Here is a 15,459-nt window from a genome sequence, read left to right as displayed (position 1 = left end):
ATGACTCTAGGGGGAGTTTCTGTGTTAAAAAAACCATTCTCGCTTCTCATGTCTCTCATCCTGCCGGCCTTACTTGTCGTCGGCTGCTCCAACAGCGGAAATGCGCCGTCTCCTTCTCCAGCGCCCGCGGCATCTCCGTCGTCCGAGCCCACGGCGACTGCCAACAGCAAATACGAAAAGGAATTGACGATCACAGTGTCCCGGGCGATTCTGGACGCCACGAACGTGAAAGAAGATTTGGAAGCGAAGATGCTGAAGGAGAAGTTCAATCTGGTGTTCAAGTCGGAGGATTACAGCCGCAACGATTGGCCGACCAAGATGACACTCCTGCTCTCCACGGGAGACGGGCCTGAGTTCATCCCCTATTCCCGCGACCAGTGGAAATCGGTGGAATGGATGTCTTCTGGTTACCTCCGCCCGTTCGAGTTGGACGAGATCAAGCAGAAGCTGCCCAACTACCTGAAGATCTGGACAGACGAGGAATGGGACACGGTGTACAAATCGACTCGCTTCTCCGATGGCAAGGTGTACTTTCTGCCCTCCAAGCGGACGATTCCCGTCCAAAACGCGTGGCAGTACCGCAAAGATCTGTTTGACAAATACGGCGTGGATTTCCCGAAGACGCCGGACGAGATGCTTGCTGCGCTCCAGACGATCAAGGACAAGACCGGCCTGATCCCGTTCGTGTCCCCCGGCAACACCTCGAGTCCGCTGTGGGCGGTCAGCACGTTCTTTCAAATGTTCGGCTTCCCTGATCTCGTGCTGAACTGGAACTCCTACGTCGATCCGGTCACGAATGAATTCCACGCGTACCCGCTCGCTACAGAAGAGAGCCGCGAGATGCTCGTGTTCCTGAACAAGATGTATACAAACGGCTTGATGATGAAGGATTTCGCCACCGCCACAGCGGACCAGACGAATAAACTGATCGCCCAGGGCAACAACGTCATCATGCAGACGATTACCGATCCAGCCTATAACAACGAGCTGCAACAGGCAGTCGCGCCTGACGTCAACTGGACTTGGGTCGAGAACTATGACCATCCGACGAACAACCCGCAGAAGACGATCTACAAGAAGGAAGCATACTATTCGTTCTGGGGACCTGCGATCAAAGCGGGTACGAGCCAGGAGAAGGTCGACCGCTTGTTGGACTACTTGAACTGGGCGGCTTCGGAGGAAGGCCAGATGTGGTATACATTCGGCAAGGAAGGGGCTACGTACGAGATGAAAAACGGCGTCCCCACCTACCTCCCGACTATGAGCACGCCGACCAACGCTGAGGGCGACAAGCTGCCAACCTACGGCATCAATATCGGGCTGATCGGATTCGGCGGCTTCATGACGCTACACAAGGCTTTCGACGAATCGTTCAATAAAGTGAAGCTGGACATGAGCAAGGTCATTCCGAGCAAGCCGAATTACTACGGCCCGATCGAGCCGATTTTCCAGTTCAGCGAAGACGAGCGCAAGGAGTTGGTGGCGCTCGAGACAAACCTGAACGGCGTGCGGGACGAGTACTGGCTGAAATTCATCATTGGGGCGCTCGACCCGACCAACGATTCGGATTGGGAGAAGTTTATCAAAGCTGCGAACAAAGCCGGGCTGTCGGAAGTCGTGAATCTGCGGACCGACGCGTACAACAAGGCAAAATAATTTGTATGGGCTGCAGCGTTCGGTCACAGCTGCTTATAGGACGATGGGGACACACCCATCGTCCTTTTGAACGCCCGGCGGAAGGAATGCGTGCTGTTGTACCCGGTCTGCACCGCAATGCTGTCGATGGACTGCGTGTCCTGCACGATCAGTTTGCATGCGAGCGAAATGCGGCGATTTTCCAAATAAGAGCTGAACTTCTCGCCGGACTGCTCCTTGAAAAACTGCGACAAATACGATTCCGACAAATTGAAGTGGGACGCAATCGCGTACAAGCTGAGGTTGGCGTCTTGAAAATGCTCGTCGATGTGCGCCACAATCTCGTCCATGAGACGGGAGTTACGGCTTTTCTTGTTCTTCTCGATCGACCGGCAGAGCTGAAGGAATTGAAAGAACATGTCCTGCAAGTCTTTGTCGTAGCCAACGAAAGCAGGTACTGGCCCCGGATCCGCCGCTTCGCTCGGCAATTGACCGCCGAGCTCGTCCTTCAGCTTGCGCTCCGTCGCCTGCAGATCGCCAAGCAAGTGCTGATTCGTGACCGGGGATAGCGACCGGACCGCAAAGTTCTCGTGGTGCAGGTGCTGCAGCAAATGCTCAAGCTCTGCGGCGTTGCCCGCTTTGACCACGTTCATGAGGCGGATCTCCAACTCCGTCGGGTAATAGTACCCCGTATGCCGGTTTTTCATCTGCGCGTACCAAACGACAGCCGGTTCTTCACCGCCCGCCGTCTGCGTGTCTGTCACCGCTTGCTTGGCTTCCTGATACGAATAGTGCACGTCGAACAAATCGTCGTAAATCTCCCCGACGCCGATCATCGGCGCGATGACATAGCGCTCCCTGATCTGCTGGCTGATCCGAGTGAACAGGGCTTCGAGGACGGTGACGAACACCGTTTTGTCCGCAAGGTCCGACCGGATCAGAATCACGAGCTCGTTCTCGTGCATCGTATGGAGGTGACCGTCTCCTTGCAGCTGCTCTTGTACGACTTCCTCCATCAGAGCCCGCAGGATGCTCTGCTCCTCCAAGCTTTCCGGATTGAACGCGACGTTGATCTTGTAGATGTGCAACACGGCAATGGCGAAGCCGCTCCCGCGCAGCTCGAGCCCGACGTGGGCAAGCATCGCCTGCATCTGCGAACGGTCCTCGAACTCGCCCCTGAACAACCGCTCGATGAATACCGTCTTCAGCGTGTCCGCCTGCCGCTGCAGTGACTGCTCCAGCGTCAAGTTGTTGTCGATCAACCGTGTGATGCTCTTCTGAAGGAAATCGACCTCGTTCGGCTTGTCCGGCAACCCGACCAGTTCGTGTTTAACGCCTTGGTCTTGGCCCCAAAACGCCCTTAGGACGGAAACGATTTCCTTCCACGGCTTGGAGTGCCGATTTGCCATCCAGAGCGATATTATCGTACCTACGACGAGTGTCCCGGCGGCAACCGACAAGGCGATCGTGCGGATGTAGTAGACGTTGCCCATCACTTGCTCAATCGGCACGGAAGCGACGTAGACCCAATTGTTGTTACCCGAGCGGGTATAGACGAAGAGGTGGTCTTCCCCTCCGATTTTCGCGTGCATGTAGCCGTGCCGTTCGGTCGAGCTGCGGATCGCCGCCGGAATCGGCACGTTCGTATCACCCATCAGCAGCTCCCCCTTGTCATCCAGGATCGCGAATGTATGGCCATTCTCCCCATCGATGCCGGCAAGCTTCCGAATGTCATTGTCCTCGATCGCGAAAACGACCACGGCTTGGCTCTCCTGAGTGGCCCCAAGCGGCAATGAAGTCATGTATATGATCACAGACGTGTCGACCCCGTTGACCCGGGCTTGACGAGACGGCAGCACCTCGCGGAAATGCGACTTGTCGAACAGGAGGGCGTGCCACTCCTCGTACGACACCCCGTCGTAGTGAAACACGTCACTATAGAACTCTCGCGTCGAGTCGGTCGTCTGGGCCTTGGAGAACACGAGATCGCTGTTCTTTAGCACGACGAATACGGTATTCGTGAATGCGCCTCCAGTCAAAGCCATAGAACGAAAATCCTTGTAATAGTTCCAAATATCAAACAGCACCGGTGAGTTGTCCAGCGGAGCTTTCACGTTGAACAGCCCATTCAGTCGGGAATCGAAGGAGAGTTGGATCGAAGCCTCGTCCATATCTTTCCATTGCTTGTCTAGCAAATCGCGCGTTTGTTCCAGGACGGACAGCTTTGCCTCGCGGGACTGTGTCTCCACGATGTTGACGGCCTCATAATATGTGAAGCTCGACAACATGATCGGGATGATCAGCATCAGCAGAAACGAAACCAGAAAGCGCTTGTATATATTGCTTTTATGAGCCTTTCCGGGCAACCGCATGCGAACCACCTCTCGCGTATGAACCTGCACCTAAGCTGATTTATCGTTCCCGGCTTGCCGCCTGCCCGAGACATGATGACCGTTGTCGATCGCGCGACATCGGCTTTGGGCGGCAGCGACATTCGTTATCCGGTTATGTTATTGCGGAACGGCAATTTCCGCGCTTCGTTTATGCGACTCGTATACCGCCTCGATTACCCGTACGACCGAACGGCCGTAATCCCCCGAGCAATACGGCTGTTTGCCGTCGCGGATACATGCGAGCAAATCCTCGAATTGCAGTCGTAACGGATCGGCAATATTGTCCGAAGTCACTTCGCGAAAGAGGCCGCCTTGGGATAGCCAGACTGATTTACGGTTGATAATTTTCAGCATGCCGTTCGTGAATACCAGCACGGTTTCCTCGTGCGAAACATCCGCATAGCCGCAAAGATTCACCGTGCACGGCACGCCTTGGGAAGTGGTCAACAGCATTGCCGCGCTTCCTTCCACGTCAGGATAGCCGGCGGACTCATAGCTTAACGTGGCACGTGCCCGCACGATCCGACTGTCAGTCAACCACTGGATTTTGTCGATGGCATGTGCACCGAGGTTGGCGACAATGCCGCCGCCCGACTTGGCAGGATCAAGAAACCACGCCGGCCGTTCCGGAGTGAAATACGGTTTGTGCCGGGTGTCGTTGATCATAACGAGTTTACCCAGGCCGCCTTGGAGAATGATCGATTTGGCTCGCAAATTCATAGCCAAATACTGCTGTGTGTGACCGACGAACAGAATCCTCTCCTTGCTGTCGGCCAGAGCCAATATTTCGTCGCATTCCGCTGCGGAGATCGCCATCGGCTTCTCGATCAGCAAGTGGCAGCCGTGTTTCAGACTATAAAGGGAAGCTTCCTTGTGCAGAAAGTGAGGAAGCGCGATAATGACGATATCCGGCCGGGTTTCGGTAATCATAGCGCGATAGTCCAAATATGCCTTTATGCCGAAGCGCTGCGCGCACTGCTCTGCCCGTTCGGGGCTGACATCTGACAACGCGACGGCCGCAATGCCCTCCATTTCGGAAAGCGCTTCCAAATGTGCGGCTCCGATGCCGCCTGCTCCGATTATTGCTGCTGTCAAGGTCATCTTTACGGAATTCTCCTTTGCGTTAATATCTTCAACTTCTACCAATATATCATTTCTGCAACAGAAAAAGAAGGTCGGAATAACGTCTTTAAATGGATTCAAAAATGTAATACCTCCGAGGCGATAACAGCCCCTATCAAAGAACGCCACCACGTGTTGTGGTGACGTTCTATTGACAGGATGAAGCCCGCTACCTCCTCAACCTGCGTGGTGATAGACTTTCCTGCCTAAATATTTGGAGAACGCCTCTTTAACCGAATCTGAGACATTGTTTAAATTCACCGCGACATGATGCTCAAAACCTTGTTCGCAAATGTAAATTAGCAACTGTTGATATATATTAGCCTCATCATGTGTTTCAATTGTGCCGTTTTTTGTTTGGGTCTCTCCTACTATGATGACTTCGATTCCTTCTGCCTCCAGCACCTTCAAAATCGTAGCTCGACCCGAAGCAGCCAAATGATCGGGAAAAAAATCTCTGTTTCCTACGATAACGCCCAGTACTGGCTTATTATTCTCTGCTTGTCCCATTTTGCCACTTCCTACTATGAGCTATAATCAAATCTGCCTTTCCATAATCGGTATTCTGTATCCCATTGCCAAAACGAGGAAATGGGGCCCCTGTCACATATCGGCCATTGCTTGTCGATCCTGATTTGTACTTCCTCCCATGGCAGTAGGCCTCTTAAAGCGTCATAATCCTCTACACTGCAAGCGCCGACAGTCCCATTTAATTGTAGTCTTACAAGGGGATGTTTTATGAATCTGTAACTGTAATTATCGCAATCCGTAAGATACCTTTGCTACTTCCTTTTGATATAATTTAGATAAATTCAGGGTAGGAGGAGACGTAATTCATGGCAAATATCGAACATTTGCAAACGATTCGTGTTCCCGCAACAGAAATATACAAAGCTTTAACTTCAGCCCAAGGGTTATCTGAAGTGTGGACCCGTGAACTAAAGGTCTATGGGCAGGTCGGAGAGATCAATGAATTTCAATTCGGTAACGACGATTTGACGAAGATGCAGATTATGGAGCTAACCCCTCCAAAACGAATTGAATGGTTATGTACGGAATCAGATCCGGAATGGGTTGGTACTACAATATCCTTTGAATTGAACGAGAAACATGGCAAAACCGACGTTATTCTACGGCATATGAATTGGAGGGAAATCACCAACTTCTATCGTTCCTGCAATTATAATTGGGCTATGTTCTTATATAGTCTAAAAACCTACTGTGAAGATGGTGCTGGACTCACGTATCAGGACAGGAAGTTCTAAGGATCATGGTTAGTATGTTCAGGTAAGTTACACACAAGAATGAAGAAAAAGAGGCTGATTCAAAGATCAGCCTCTTGGACTTTAGCGGTAGATTCAGACGCCGTACAATGCACGCTTTTGAAGCAATCTTTCAGGAATTATTAGGCGTAGAACGTGCGAAGGAGCTTGCCAGGCAAGCGGTCACGGAGCTGCAGGGCGCCATCATCTTAAGTGTGATTTATTCCGATTCCGAATATCTTGCAGAAGCGAAGCAACGAATTATGAATTACATTTCTTAATTTTTTTGTCCAATATACAAACAATCGTTTGTTTGGGAGATTTCTGAACAAAATCAAGGAGAAAAAAAGGAGGATTTTAGGATGAGCAAAGTTATTTCCAAAGACGGCACTTCTATCGAATTCGATCGTACTGGAGAAGGACCGCCGATTATTTTGGTTGTAGGCGCATTTAACGACCGTTCAACCGGTGCGCATTTAGCTAAGCTCCTTGAATCCAATTTCACGGTTATCAATTACGATCGCCGTGGGAAGGGAGCAAGCGGAGACACTTTACCATACGCGATCGAAAGAGAGATTGAAGATCTGGAAGCTTTAATCGATGTTGCTGGCGGATCTGCATGCGTATTCGGCTACTCATCCGGCGCCAACCTTGCACTGAAAGCAGCTGTCAAAGGAGCCGCCATCTCCAAACTTGTATTGTATGAAGCACCCGTCGAAGGGCACGACAATAACCTTGTTAATCAGCTATCTGAGTTGATCTCCGCAGGTCGTCGCGGCGATGCGGTCGAGTTCTTCCAATCCAAATTAGTCGGTCTCCCGGATGATGTCGTGACCCAACTTCGGAATGCACCCTTTAGACCTTACTTAGAGGCTCTCGCGCACACGACAGTTTACGATACAAGACTTGTTTGTGAGCCCCCTCTGCGTGAAGAATTGGTTGGTATTTCCACCCCTGTACTTGTGGTGACTGGGGAAGAAAGCAAAGACTCATTCAAGCAATCAAACGAGTTGCTTGCAACCGATCTTCCTAATGGGCAGTATATATGTCTGGAAGGTCAAAACCATCACCTCGAAGCGCCTGTATTGGCTCCTGTGGTAAAAAAATTTCTATTATCCTAAATCCTTAGTGCGGAATCAGATCCGGAATGGGTTGGTACTACAATATCCTTTGAGTTGAAGGACTCACGTATCAGGATAGGAAGTTCTAAGGATCGTTGTTAGTATGCTCATGTAAGTTTCAAATAAGAATGAAGAAAGAGGCTGATTCCAAGATCAGCCTCTTGGACTTTTAGCGGTAGATTCAGACGCCGATTCAAATACTGAAACATCGAGATTCAACCCCACTATTAGCCGGATCGAGACACTTTCGACCTGCTCGCATAAATAAGAGTAACGCCATAAAGAATGAGGAGCAAGACGAGAATACCCGCCGACCCACGAAACATGGCGGCGTATTCGCCGTTCTTGATCCATAATCCCAGCAAAGCCGAACCTATTGCGATACCGCCATCCATCCCGATCAAGAATGTGCTGTTAGCTGCCCCGCGCCTTTCGGGCTTCGCCCTTTGGACGGTCCATGCCAGCATATAGGGCTGAACTGCGCCGAACGACAAGCCATAAACGAAGGCGGACGTAACAAATAGTCCGAAACCTGCTGCCGCCGAGAGCAAATATAGAGCGACGATGCCAAGCAGGATTCCTGGAACAAGAACATATGCCGGACCTCTTGTGTCGAATAATCTTCCGGCCAACGGTCGAACAAGGATCGAGGCGCTGAAGCCGTACCGAACAGCGCCGATGCGCCGAATTGACCATATACCCAACCGCCTGCGTAAGGCCCGACGGCCATGCTTACCAAACCGAACAACATAAATGTACCGATACCCGCCCCTAGTTTTCCGGGTGGAATCAGATCGGACACAATGGTCGCGTAAGTAGCGGTCAGGATGCCCCATCCGATACCTAATCCGATACTGCAGCCGATAATCCAGCCTATTGAGGGCAATAGGACAAAAGCGAGCATTGCGAGTAGGAGCGCGAGCGATCCTGCTAGAACGATACGCCTGCGATTCCAGTGATCCAGCGCATAACCCGTCAATAGACGGATCATGACGGCGGCGATCGTTATGATGGCCACAACGAGTCCAGCGGAAGACCGCTCGGCGCCAGTGTCCGTCAGATAAACCGGAAGTATCGGCAGCATCATTTGGAACGAGAAGAAGACCAACATATTGCAGCAGCAGATTTTCAGGAATGCCGCCGACCAATACCCGCTATTCCCACTTGTATGTTCCATCATATCCTATCCCCTTGAATATGATCGAATTAACGCAAAATTCTTAGCGCGCCGCTCCAAGCCGTAACTTGATCAAGCATGTCATTCACCGTTGTTGCATGAAGCTCGGCAGGTTTAAACGTATGGAACTGCTCAAAGTCTGTGAAAATGGACAGGGTAGGATGTACACGTACATCTGCTACCGATAATTCGCCTAAGATTCCGCGAAGATGCTCAGCTGCGCGAGCACCTCCTGTCGAGCCATAGCTGACGATGCCCGCTGCTTTGTTATTCCATTCTTTGTAGGCCGAATCGAGTGCATTTTTCAAAACTCCGGTTAAACTGTGATTGTATTCCGCAACGATGAAAACATACCCATCCATTTCATCGATTTTTTCCGACCAAGACTTTACCCCTGCATCATCGGGGCGGGCTTCCCCGGCAAATGGCAGTTTATATTCGGCTATGTCGATAACCTCATAATGTGCATCATTACGTTTTTCTGCCATTCTTTTCACCCATTCGCCCACTTGCGGGCTTACTCTTCCCTGACGGGTACTGCCTAGAATAATGCCGATCTTTAACTGCTCTTTCATTTGCTTCTTCTCCGTTCTATTAAAATTTTGTTTTGTTTTCCGCTGCCCATTGCGCGAATGTTCGAGCCGGACGACCGGTAATTTCCTCGACGAGTGGAAGCACGCGATACGCCTCCTTGGGAGGATTCGCGTACCATCCGACGACATAGTCGATCATGTCTTCCTGAACGCCGGCCTGGCGCATCCTGGTGCGCTCTTCTTCTTCGGACAATTCAATGAATCGGAGATCCCGGCCGATTTCAGAGCTGATCATTCGAATCTTATCGGATACGGACAGTACTTCAGGTCCGGTTAACGGATAGCTTTTGAAGGCGTGCCCATCTCCCAATAGCGCGGTCGCAACGACACTTCCAATGTCTGCCTCGTGAATCATGGCATTTAACGCTTGGCCGTTCAGCTGCCGAACCACGCCTTCCGACCGGATGGAGTCCGCCCATGCCAACGTATTGGACATAAACTCAACGTCAGGCTGAAAATGGGTCCATTCCAGACTGCTTGCTTCTACAACCTCTTCCACTGCCCCTTTTGCACCGCTCCACAATGTCGTTATTTTTCGTACGCCGGCTTTCGTTGCAAGCCTTACGATATCTGCCCCGGTTTGCAGCGGAGCGGAGTCGACGCTGTTAAACGTGATCAAGTGCATGGCGGTAACACCGTCCAACGCCTGAACAAGACTGTCCGGATTGGTATGTTCCCCGTATACGACTTCCACGGATTGAGGTAGATTCGCGGATGCTGGGTTACGCGAAAGGGCCCGAACGCGAGCACCTGAACGAACAAGCTGATCTACAATGTGCCGTCCTACGTTTCCTGTTGCTCCCGTTACTAGAATGGTCATATTTGTTCATCCTCCTCAAATTGATTTGAATAACCGGATTAATCGAGCTTCTTAAATTTACATCAATCCCCAAGTTAATACGTCCTGCATACGTCTTATGAACGCATAAGAAAAAGGTCTTATCCGAAGATAAGACCTTGGCTACGACCTATGATTTAATCGAACCAATGATTTTTGGTCGCGAATAGTGCGGCTTGCGTACGATCCTGCATCTCCAATTTGGCTAAAATATGGGTGATATGCGTTTTAACCGTTTTCTCGGAAATATGAAGCTCGGCCGCAATTTCCTTATTGCTTTGACCTAAAGTGATATGCTTCAGAACCACTATTTCCTTCGCGGTCAGGATGTCGATACTCTTCTCATCCTCAATCTCCATTACCACGTGGGACATCAGTTGATGAGTGGCTTGCGGATGCAGTGTTTTTACGCCGTCCATCGCAGCCTGAATGGATTCGATCAACACTTCCGGCCTCACATCCTTCAGCTGGTAGCCGATAGCTCCAGCCTTTATGGCTTGCAGAACGGAATCACGATCCGAGTAGCTGGAAAGGATAATCACTTTGACTTGAGGATAATGTTCCGTTATCTTCCTTGTGGCCTCGATCCCGCTCAATCCCGGCATGATCAAATCCATGAGCACGATATCGGGCTGCAACGCGTGCACGAGCTGCAGAGCCTCCTCCCCATTTTGTGCCTGACCGACAATTTCAATTGTGGCCTGGGTTTGCAAGAAGAAACGCAGTCCCCTGAGCACAACCAAATGATCGTCTACGATTAGAACCTTTATCGTCTTCATATTAGATCTCCCTTGATTGCGGCACCGTAACGGAAATGATCGTTCCTTTGCCTTCCATGCTGCTGATATGTAAGTTTCCGTTGATTTGCAACGCTCTTTCTTTCATGCCGATAATGCCGAGCGTTGCCGCCTTCAACTCCACTTGCTCAGGCACAAAGCCGCAGCCATGATCTGTTACGCTCATTTGAATGTGATCCTCGATCGACTGAATTTTGATCGTTGCGTGGTTCGTCCGGGCATGCTTGCTGACATTATTTAATGCTTCCTGTCCGATTCGCCATAAAATTCTCTCAACCTCAACAGGGAAATGCACATCATCCTTCATCTGTAAGGTCACGTGCAATCCGATTTTTTCGGCGTATTCCTTCAAAGAAACAATCATCCCCTTCTCGGCGCTATAAGGCCGAAGCTGCCATATCAACGTACGCATTTCGGTCAAAGTTTCTTGCGTCAAAAGCTGAATGTCGTTTATACCATCTACGACGAGCGGATTCTGGTCGTTTATCATTTCCTTGATGCCTTGTGCGGTCAACGAAAGAGAAAACAACTTCTGGTTGACAGAATCGTGCAGATCGAGCGCAAGTCTGTTCCGTTCTTCGGACAGCAGCAAGTCTTGCCATTCGTCATACAAGCGAATTCTTTCCATGGCCAATGAAATATGATACGCCAGCATCGTCAATATTTCAATCTCCAGTTCGCTGAACGTTGATGTTTCTCTTCCGATGAAAAGAATGCCAAGCGGTTCGTTTCTTAATAAAGGCTCTTGTTTTTTTAGAGGGAGTGCAATCGAAAACATGTTTTCGCTTTGGCGGAGTGCAGCAAACGAAAAAGTTTCATTCTTACTTTGGCATACTTTCTGTTCCGTAAAAGCCTTGTGGATCATATCCGCAGATTCCTTCTGCTGCAGATGTACGGAATCATTCATTAATATGGGGTTATCTTTGTCATAGAGGGCGCGTAACGTTAAGCGATTGCCTTGATGAATGGCGATGGCCACCGTCGACCAATCGAAATACGTTCCGATGTTTGTGACAACGGATAATAACAGTTCGTTTAAGTTATTAATCGTCCAGATCTGTCTAGTCACTTCATTCGTATTGGCATAGTAATCCACGATGTAGCGTGCAATTTTGTCGACCGCAAGCTTCTCCTTTTGCTCCAGCAGCCGTGTTCGCTCTACCGCCGTACCAATCTGAAATGCGACCCCTTCCAGAAGAGCAAGCTCTTCGTCGCTAAAATGCTCTTTGCCGGGTGAACCGACGTTAAGAACTCCGAAACGCTCCCCGCATATCGTTAGCGGGACCGTTGCGTGATGAGTGAGATTATTTGTATCGCATTGTGAATTGGTATTGGAATCATGCAGACGCTCGCATTCGATGATGTTAACGGCTTGACTAAGCAAGCCTTTCCAGTATAGCTTCAGACAGAAGCACACTTCGCCCCGCATCGGTTCTTTGTCGTCCTGAGCAAGCACTGGAGGCAAGTTATGGTCCGCCACATGGTGATAGATTGGCTCTTCGTCCGCCAGAAAGATCCACCCCGTCTTCAATCCAGTCAATTCGAGCAGCTTCTCGAGCGTGGTTTGAAGCATGGGCTTCATGTCATGATTTTGGTTCAGCGTTTCTGCTATTGTTTTCAGGATAAGCAAGTCCTTGTATTGCAGCGTTTTATCCTCGTACATTCTTTTCACCCCCCCAACTTTAGATAAAGTTGACCTGTCGATGCTTGCTTGTTTCATTATAACAAAAAACCTCCAATTGGAAGTTTTAATGATAAAGTGTGGTGGAGCTCCGCGGAATCGAACCGTGTAACCACCAGAATTAGGACCCCCCGTTGAGTTAAGACCCTACGATCATTATTACTGCTGGTCGTTCATTCTTTTTTCCAATAGTTCCATTGTCATCCCAAACAATCGATTCATTCGCATAAGTTTTGTCTTGACTATGACACTAGTGCTACAGTTTAAGATAAATTTGCGGTTAATTTATAAAAAACGTAAAGGAGTGACTACCTTGATTCGAAAGCCATTGCCACCCTGGGCGATCCAGTATTTGAACTACATTCAAGTTCCGGAGCAAGAACCTTCTTATGACTATTTAACAATGATTTGCACCGCCCATCTGAATCGTATTCCCTTCGAAAACGTGAGCACATTAATGAATTTTAAAGCTTACCACAAGCAAAAACATCTTCAGCAGGATGAACAGCTGTTTGTGGAGCAACTCTTTCAGCACCATATGGGAGGAACATGCTATGTCCTAAACAGCAGTCTCCACCAATTGCTGAACCGGCTTGGATTTCACAGCCGCTATGCTTTATTGGGCGGCGGGCATGTTGCGCTGCTCGTCCGACTCCCGGATGAACAAGAAGAAATGTACGTGGATTGTGGGAACAGCGCCCCATTTTTTGAACCCTTTCGACTGGAGACCGATCCCCATCAGGTGTCCCGTTACGGCGGTATAGAAGTAAGATTGCGACCTGGAGCTGAACCCGGAACGTACACGTATCACAGAGAGGTGGACGGAAAGCCGATTACTGAATTGAACTGGACTTTCGATACCCGCAATAAGTACCGCTTTGATGATTTTCAAAAAGCAATCGAAAACTATTACAAGCCGAATGGTATATTCACCTCCTTCTTACGCTGTCAAATTTGGCAATTGGATCAGCAGCGATCACTTTCACTAGTCAACAATGTGCTCAGTATCAGGAACAGCCGCGGGCAGGTCGAAAAACGTATATTAGCTAACCGCAACGAGGTCCGGGAAGTAATCGACCGCGAGTTTAACTTACCGAGACTGCCTGTTGAGAAGGCAATCGATGTTCTTGAGGAACTGGGTATCCATTTGTTCCAAAACCAAATACCGAAGGGAGAAACACAATGACCATTCTCGTAACAGGCGCAACCGGAAATGTCGGCCGCCATGTCGTTCATCAGCTTGTTCAATCCGGACAACAAGTACGTGCTTTAACGCGTAATCCTGCAAAGGCGAAAGAAGTGCTGCCTAAAGGTGTAGAGGTTGTATACGGGGACTTGGCAGCGCCGGAGACGCTCACATCGGTAATGGCAGGAGTCAAGGGCATCTACTTGATGACCAGCAGCGGAGGCGGCACCCCACTTCAGACCGGAGACGAAATCATTGACCTGGCTATGAAGGCAGGCGTAGAGCGCGTTGCCATTCTGTGGAGCGGCGTGAAGGGAACGGTTGAGCAAGCAGCCGAAGCGAGCGATCTTGAGTGGACGCATATTCAACCTTATTGCGAATTTATGTCCAATACTTTGTCGTGGGCAGAGTCGATTCGTACGGCAAGCGTCGTTCAGGAGCCCTTCGCCAATTACTTAAATGCCATCGTCCATGAGGCGGATGTGGCAGCAGTAGCAGTGGCGGCGTTGACTAAAACGGGTCATGCCGGCAAAACGTATACCCTGACAGGTCCTGAAGCATTGACCCCACGCGATAAAGTGAACGTCATCGCAGCAGCGCTCAAGCGTGACATTCGATTCGATGAGCTTACGAAGCAACAGGCTCGGGAGCGGCTTAAACAAACAGGTGTCTCGAATGAGATGATTGATTATGTACACAATTGGCATGAGAATCTGCCTAAAGAAGCATTCACAGTCGTACCGACAGTTAAAGACGTTACCGGCCAAGATGCCCGGACGTTTGCCCAGTGGGTTGCAGAACATTTGCGCGTTTTTAGCTAATAAGTATGCGGCAACCCTTCGATCAAGGCACTCTTTCATTGGAGAGTGCCTTGATCGTTTGCTCAGATCAGGATGCTGTGTAATACTATGGCAAAAGCAATAACATGATGTAAAGGAGCGGTTTTCATTGAAAATCAGCCAATTGGCAGATCGTACAGGAGTTAGCATACGCTCCATACGCCATTATGAGAAAAAGGGATTGCTTCAAATTTCGCGTCTAGCCAACAATTATCGCGAGTTTGACGAATCGTCGGTTGACACCGTTCGTACCATACAATTGTATTTGGGCTTGGGTCTAACAACAGACCAGATCAAGGATATCATGTATTGCGAGTACCCTGAAATTCTGGAAGCAGACGAAAATAAAGGGGAGTATTGCGAAGAATTGCTGCAAGTATATGAAAAAAAACGAAACGAAATCATTAAACAAAGAAAAACATTAGACGAAGCCCAACAAAAGCTGGAAATGCAAATCGATCTGCTGAAAAGTAACCGGGAGAACTTGATAGATTGATGGCCTTCACAACGGAGCTTACTCTACTCGTGGATTTTCCGAACGTTGCTTCCGCGGCTGTTTCGACGCGGTTACTCTTTTATCTCAAATCCAGGATAAATAACCGCGATAAACCACGACAATTAGTCTATAACTTTATAACCACGCAACGATATCGATTTTGGACCGATCAACAGGAGCTATCATCCATATTAACCCTTTTCTTTGAATGAGCTGAACGACTGAAGGCTATCAACTGCTACCGCAGATCTATAGGGCAACAAATGGGAACCGGAGAACGATCGTTAATAACCAGTGCAGAAGTCTGAACATCAGGCTG

General features: G+C 49.5%; 15 protein-coding genes and 1 pseudogene. 7 read left to right on the top strand and 9 right to left on the bottom strand.

All coding sequences use genetic code 11. The features are described 5' to 3' along the window. The first annotated feature begins 21 nt into the window (after nucleotides 1-21). A complete protein-coding gene (locus tag IEY46_RS04010; protein WP_188989341.1) occupies nucleotides 22-1,656 on the top strand; it encodes an extracellular solute-binding protein in 1,635 nt (544 codons plus the stop codon). Between the two features lie 23 nt (nucleotides 1,657-1,679). On the opposite strand, the gene IEY46_RS04005 is transcribed toward IEY46_RS04010, so the two are convergent. The 3 genes from IEY46_RS04005 to IEY46_RS03995 all read right to left on the bottom strand — a co-directional run bounded on the left by IEY46_RS04005 (nucleotide 1,680) and on the right by IEY46_RS03995 (nucleotide 5,660). After that, nucleotides 1,680-4,007: a helix-turn-helix domain-containing protein gene (locus IEY46_RS04005; RefSeq protein ID WP_188989339.1), complete on the bottom strand. Its 2,328-nt coding sequence runs from the start codon at nucleotides 4,005-4,007 to the stop codon at nucleotides 1,680-1,682. A gap of 138 nt (nucleotides 4,008-4,145) precedes the next feature. Beyond that, the gene (locus tag IEY46_RS04000) at nucleotides 4,146-5,129 is read right to left on the bottom strand and encodes a Gfo/Idh/MocA family protein (protein ID WP_188989337.1); all 984 of its coding nucleotides are present in this window, start codon (nucleotides 5,127-5,129) and stop codon (nucleotides 4,146-4,148) included. Nucleotides 5,130-5,327: 198 nt separating this feature from the next. Next, nucleotides 5,328-5,660: a hypothetical protein gene (locus tag IEY46_RS03995; protein WP_188989335.1), complete on the bottom strand. Its 333-nt coding sequence runs from the start codon at nucleotides 5,658-5,660 to the stop codon at nucleotides 5,328-5,330. A gap of 326 nt (nucleotides 5,661-5,986) precedes the next feature. Between IEY46_RS03995 and IEY46_RS03990 the strand changes: the two genes are divergently transcribed. From IEY46_RS03990 to IEY46_RS03980, 3 genes are all read left to right on the top strand, one after another. Continuing rightward, the gene (locus IEY46_RS03990; protein WP_188989333.1) at nucleotides 5,987-6,415 is read left to right on the top strand and encodes an SRPBCC family protein; all 429 of its coding nucleotides are present in this window, start codon (nucleotides 5,987-5,989) and stop codon (nucleotides 6,413-6,415) included. A gap of 107 nt (nucleotides 6,416-6,522) precedes the next feature. After that, nucleotides 6,523-6,693 carry a hypothetical protein gene (locus tag IEY46_RS03985; protein ID WP_188989331.1) on the top strand — a complete coding sequence of 57 codons (171 nt, stop codon included), beginning with the start codon at nucleotides 6,523-6,525 and terminating at the stop codon, nucleotides 6,691-6,693. Nucleotides 6,694-6,774: 81 nt separating this feature from the next. Next, nucleotides 6,775-7,533 (top strand): alpha/beta fold hydrolase, encoded by a 759-nt coding sequence (locus IEY46_RS03980; protein ID WP_188989329.1) that lies wholly within the window; start codon nucleotides 6,775-6,777, stop codon nucleotides 7,531-7,533. 227 nt (nucleotides 7,534-7,760) lie between these two features. Here IEY46_RS03980 and IEY46_RS36995 read toward each other — a convergent pair whose 3' ends face one another. The 6 genes and pseudogenes from IEY46_RS36995 to IEY46_RS03955 form a co-directional block, all read right to left on the bottom strand. Further along, entirely contained in the window at nucleotides 7,761-8,165 is a 405-nt protein-coding gene (locus IEY46_RS36995; protein ID WP_373288763.1) for an MFS transporter, read from the bottom strand. A 35-nt stretch (nucleotides 8,166-8,200) separates the two neighbouring features. Then, a pseudogene (locus IEY46_RS03975) lies at nucleotides 8,201-8,710 on the bottom strand (MFS transporter); the annotation flags it as partial. Nucleotides 8,711-8,739: 29 nt separating this feature from the next. Further along, nucleotides 8,740-9,285 (bottom strand): NADPH-dependent FMN reductase, encoded by a 546-nt coding sequence (locus IEY46_RS03970; RefSeq protein WP_188989324.1) that lies wholly within the window; start codon nucleotides 9,283-9,285, stop codon nucleotides 8,740-8,742. Nucleotides 9,286-9,304: 19 nt separating this feature from the next. Further along, a complete protein-coding gene (locus IEY46_RS03965) occupies nucleotides 9,305-10,123 on the bottom strand; it encodes an NmrA family NAD(P)-binding protein (RefSeq protein ID WP_188989322.1) in 819 nt (272 codons plus the stop codon). A gap of 155 nt (nucleotides 10,124-10,278) precedes the next feature. Next, nucleotides 10,279-10,920 carry a response regulator gene (locus IEY46_RS03960; RefSeq protein ID WP_188989320.1) on the bottom strand — a complete coding sequence of 214 codons (642 nt, stop codon included), beginning with the start codon at nucleotides 10,918-10,920 and terminating at the stop codon, nucleotides 10,279-10,281. A gap of 1 nt (nucleotide 10,921) precedes the next feature. Further along, nucleotides 10,922-12,601 (bottom strand): GAF domain-containing sensor histidine kinase, encoded by a 1,680-nt coding sequence (locus IEY46_RS03955; protein ID WP_188989318.1) that lies wholly within the window; start codon nucleotides 12,599-12,601, stop codon nucleotides 10,922-10,924. A gap of 331 nt (nucleotides 12,602-12,932) precedes the next feature. Between IEY46_RS03955 and IEY46_RS03950 the strand changes: the two genes are divergently transcribed. The 3 genes from IEY46_RS03950 to IEY46_RS03940 all read left to right on the top strand — a co-directional run bounded on the left by IEY46_RS03950 (nucleotide 12,933) and on the right by IEY46_RS03940 (nucleotide 15,140). Continuing rightward, nucleotides 12,933-13,805, top strand: coding sequence for an arylamine N-acetyltransferase (locus IEY46_RS03950; protein WP_188989316.1), 873 nt, complete (start codon nucleotides 12,933-12,935; stop codon nucleotides 13,803-13,805). Then, entirely contained in the window at nucleotides 13,802-14,626 is an 825-nt protein-coding gene (locus tag IEY46_RS03945; protein WP_188989314.1) for an NmrA family NAD(P)-binding protein, read from the top strand. The genes IEY46_RS03950 and IEY46_RS03945 overlap by 4 nt, the downstream gene beginning before the upstream one ends. Nucleotides 14,627-14,753: 127 nt before the next feature. After that, nucleotides 14,754-15,140, top strand: a complete 387-nt coding sequence (locus IEY46_RS03940; protein WP_188989312.1) for a MerR family transcriptional regulator — start codon at nucleotides 14,754-14,756, stop codon at nucleotides 15,138-15,140. Nucleotides 15,141-15,459: the final 319 nt, after the last annotated feature.

Source organism: Paenibacillus nasutitermitis, assembly GCF_014641075.1.
In the GTDB taxonomy this organism is placed as follows: Bacteria; Bacillota; Bacilli; order Paenibacillales; family Paenibacillaceae; genus Paenibacillus_Z; species Paenibacillus_Z nasutitermitis.
Note: the sequence above shows the minus strand (reverse complement) of the source record. Positions and strands in the feature narration are given on the sequence as shown.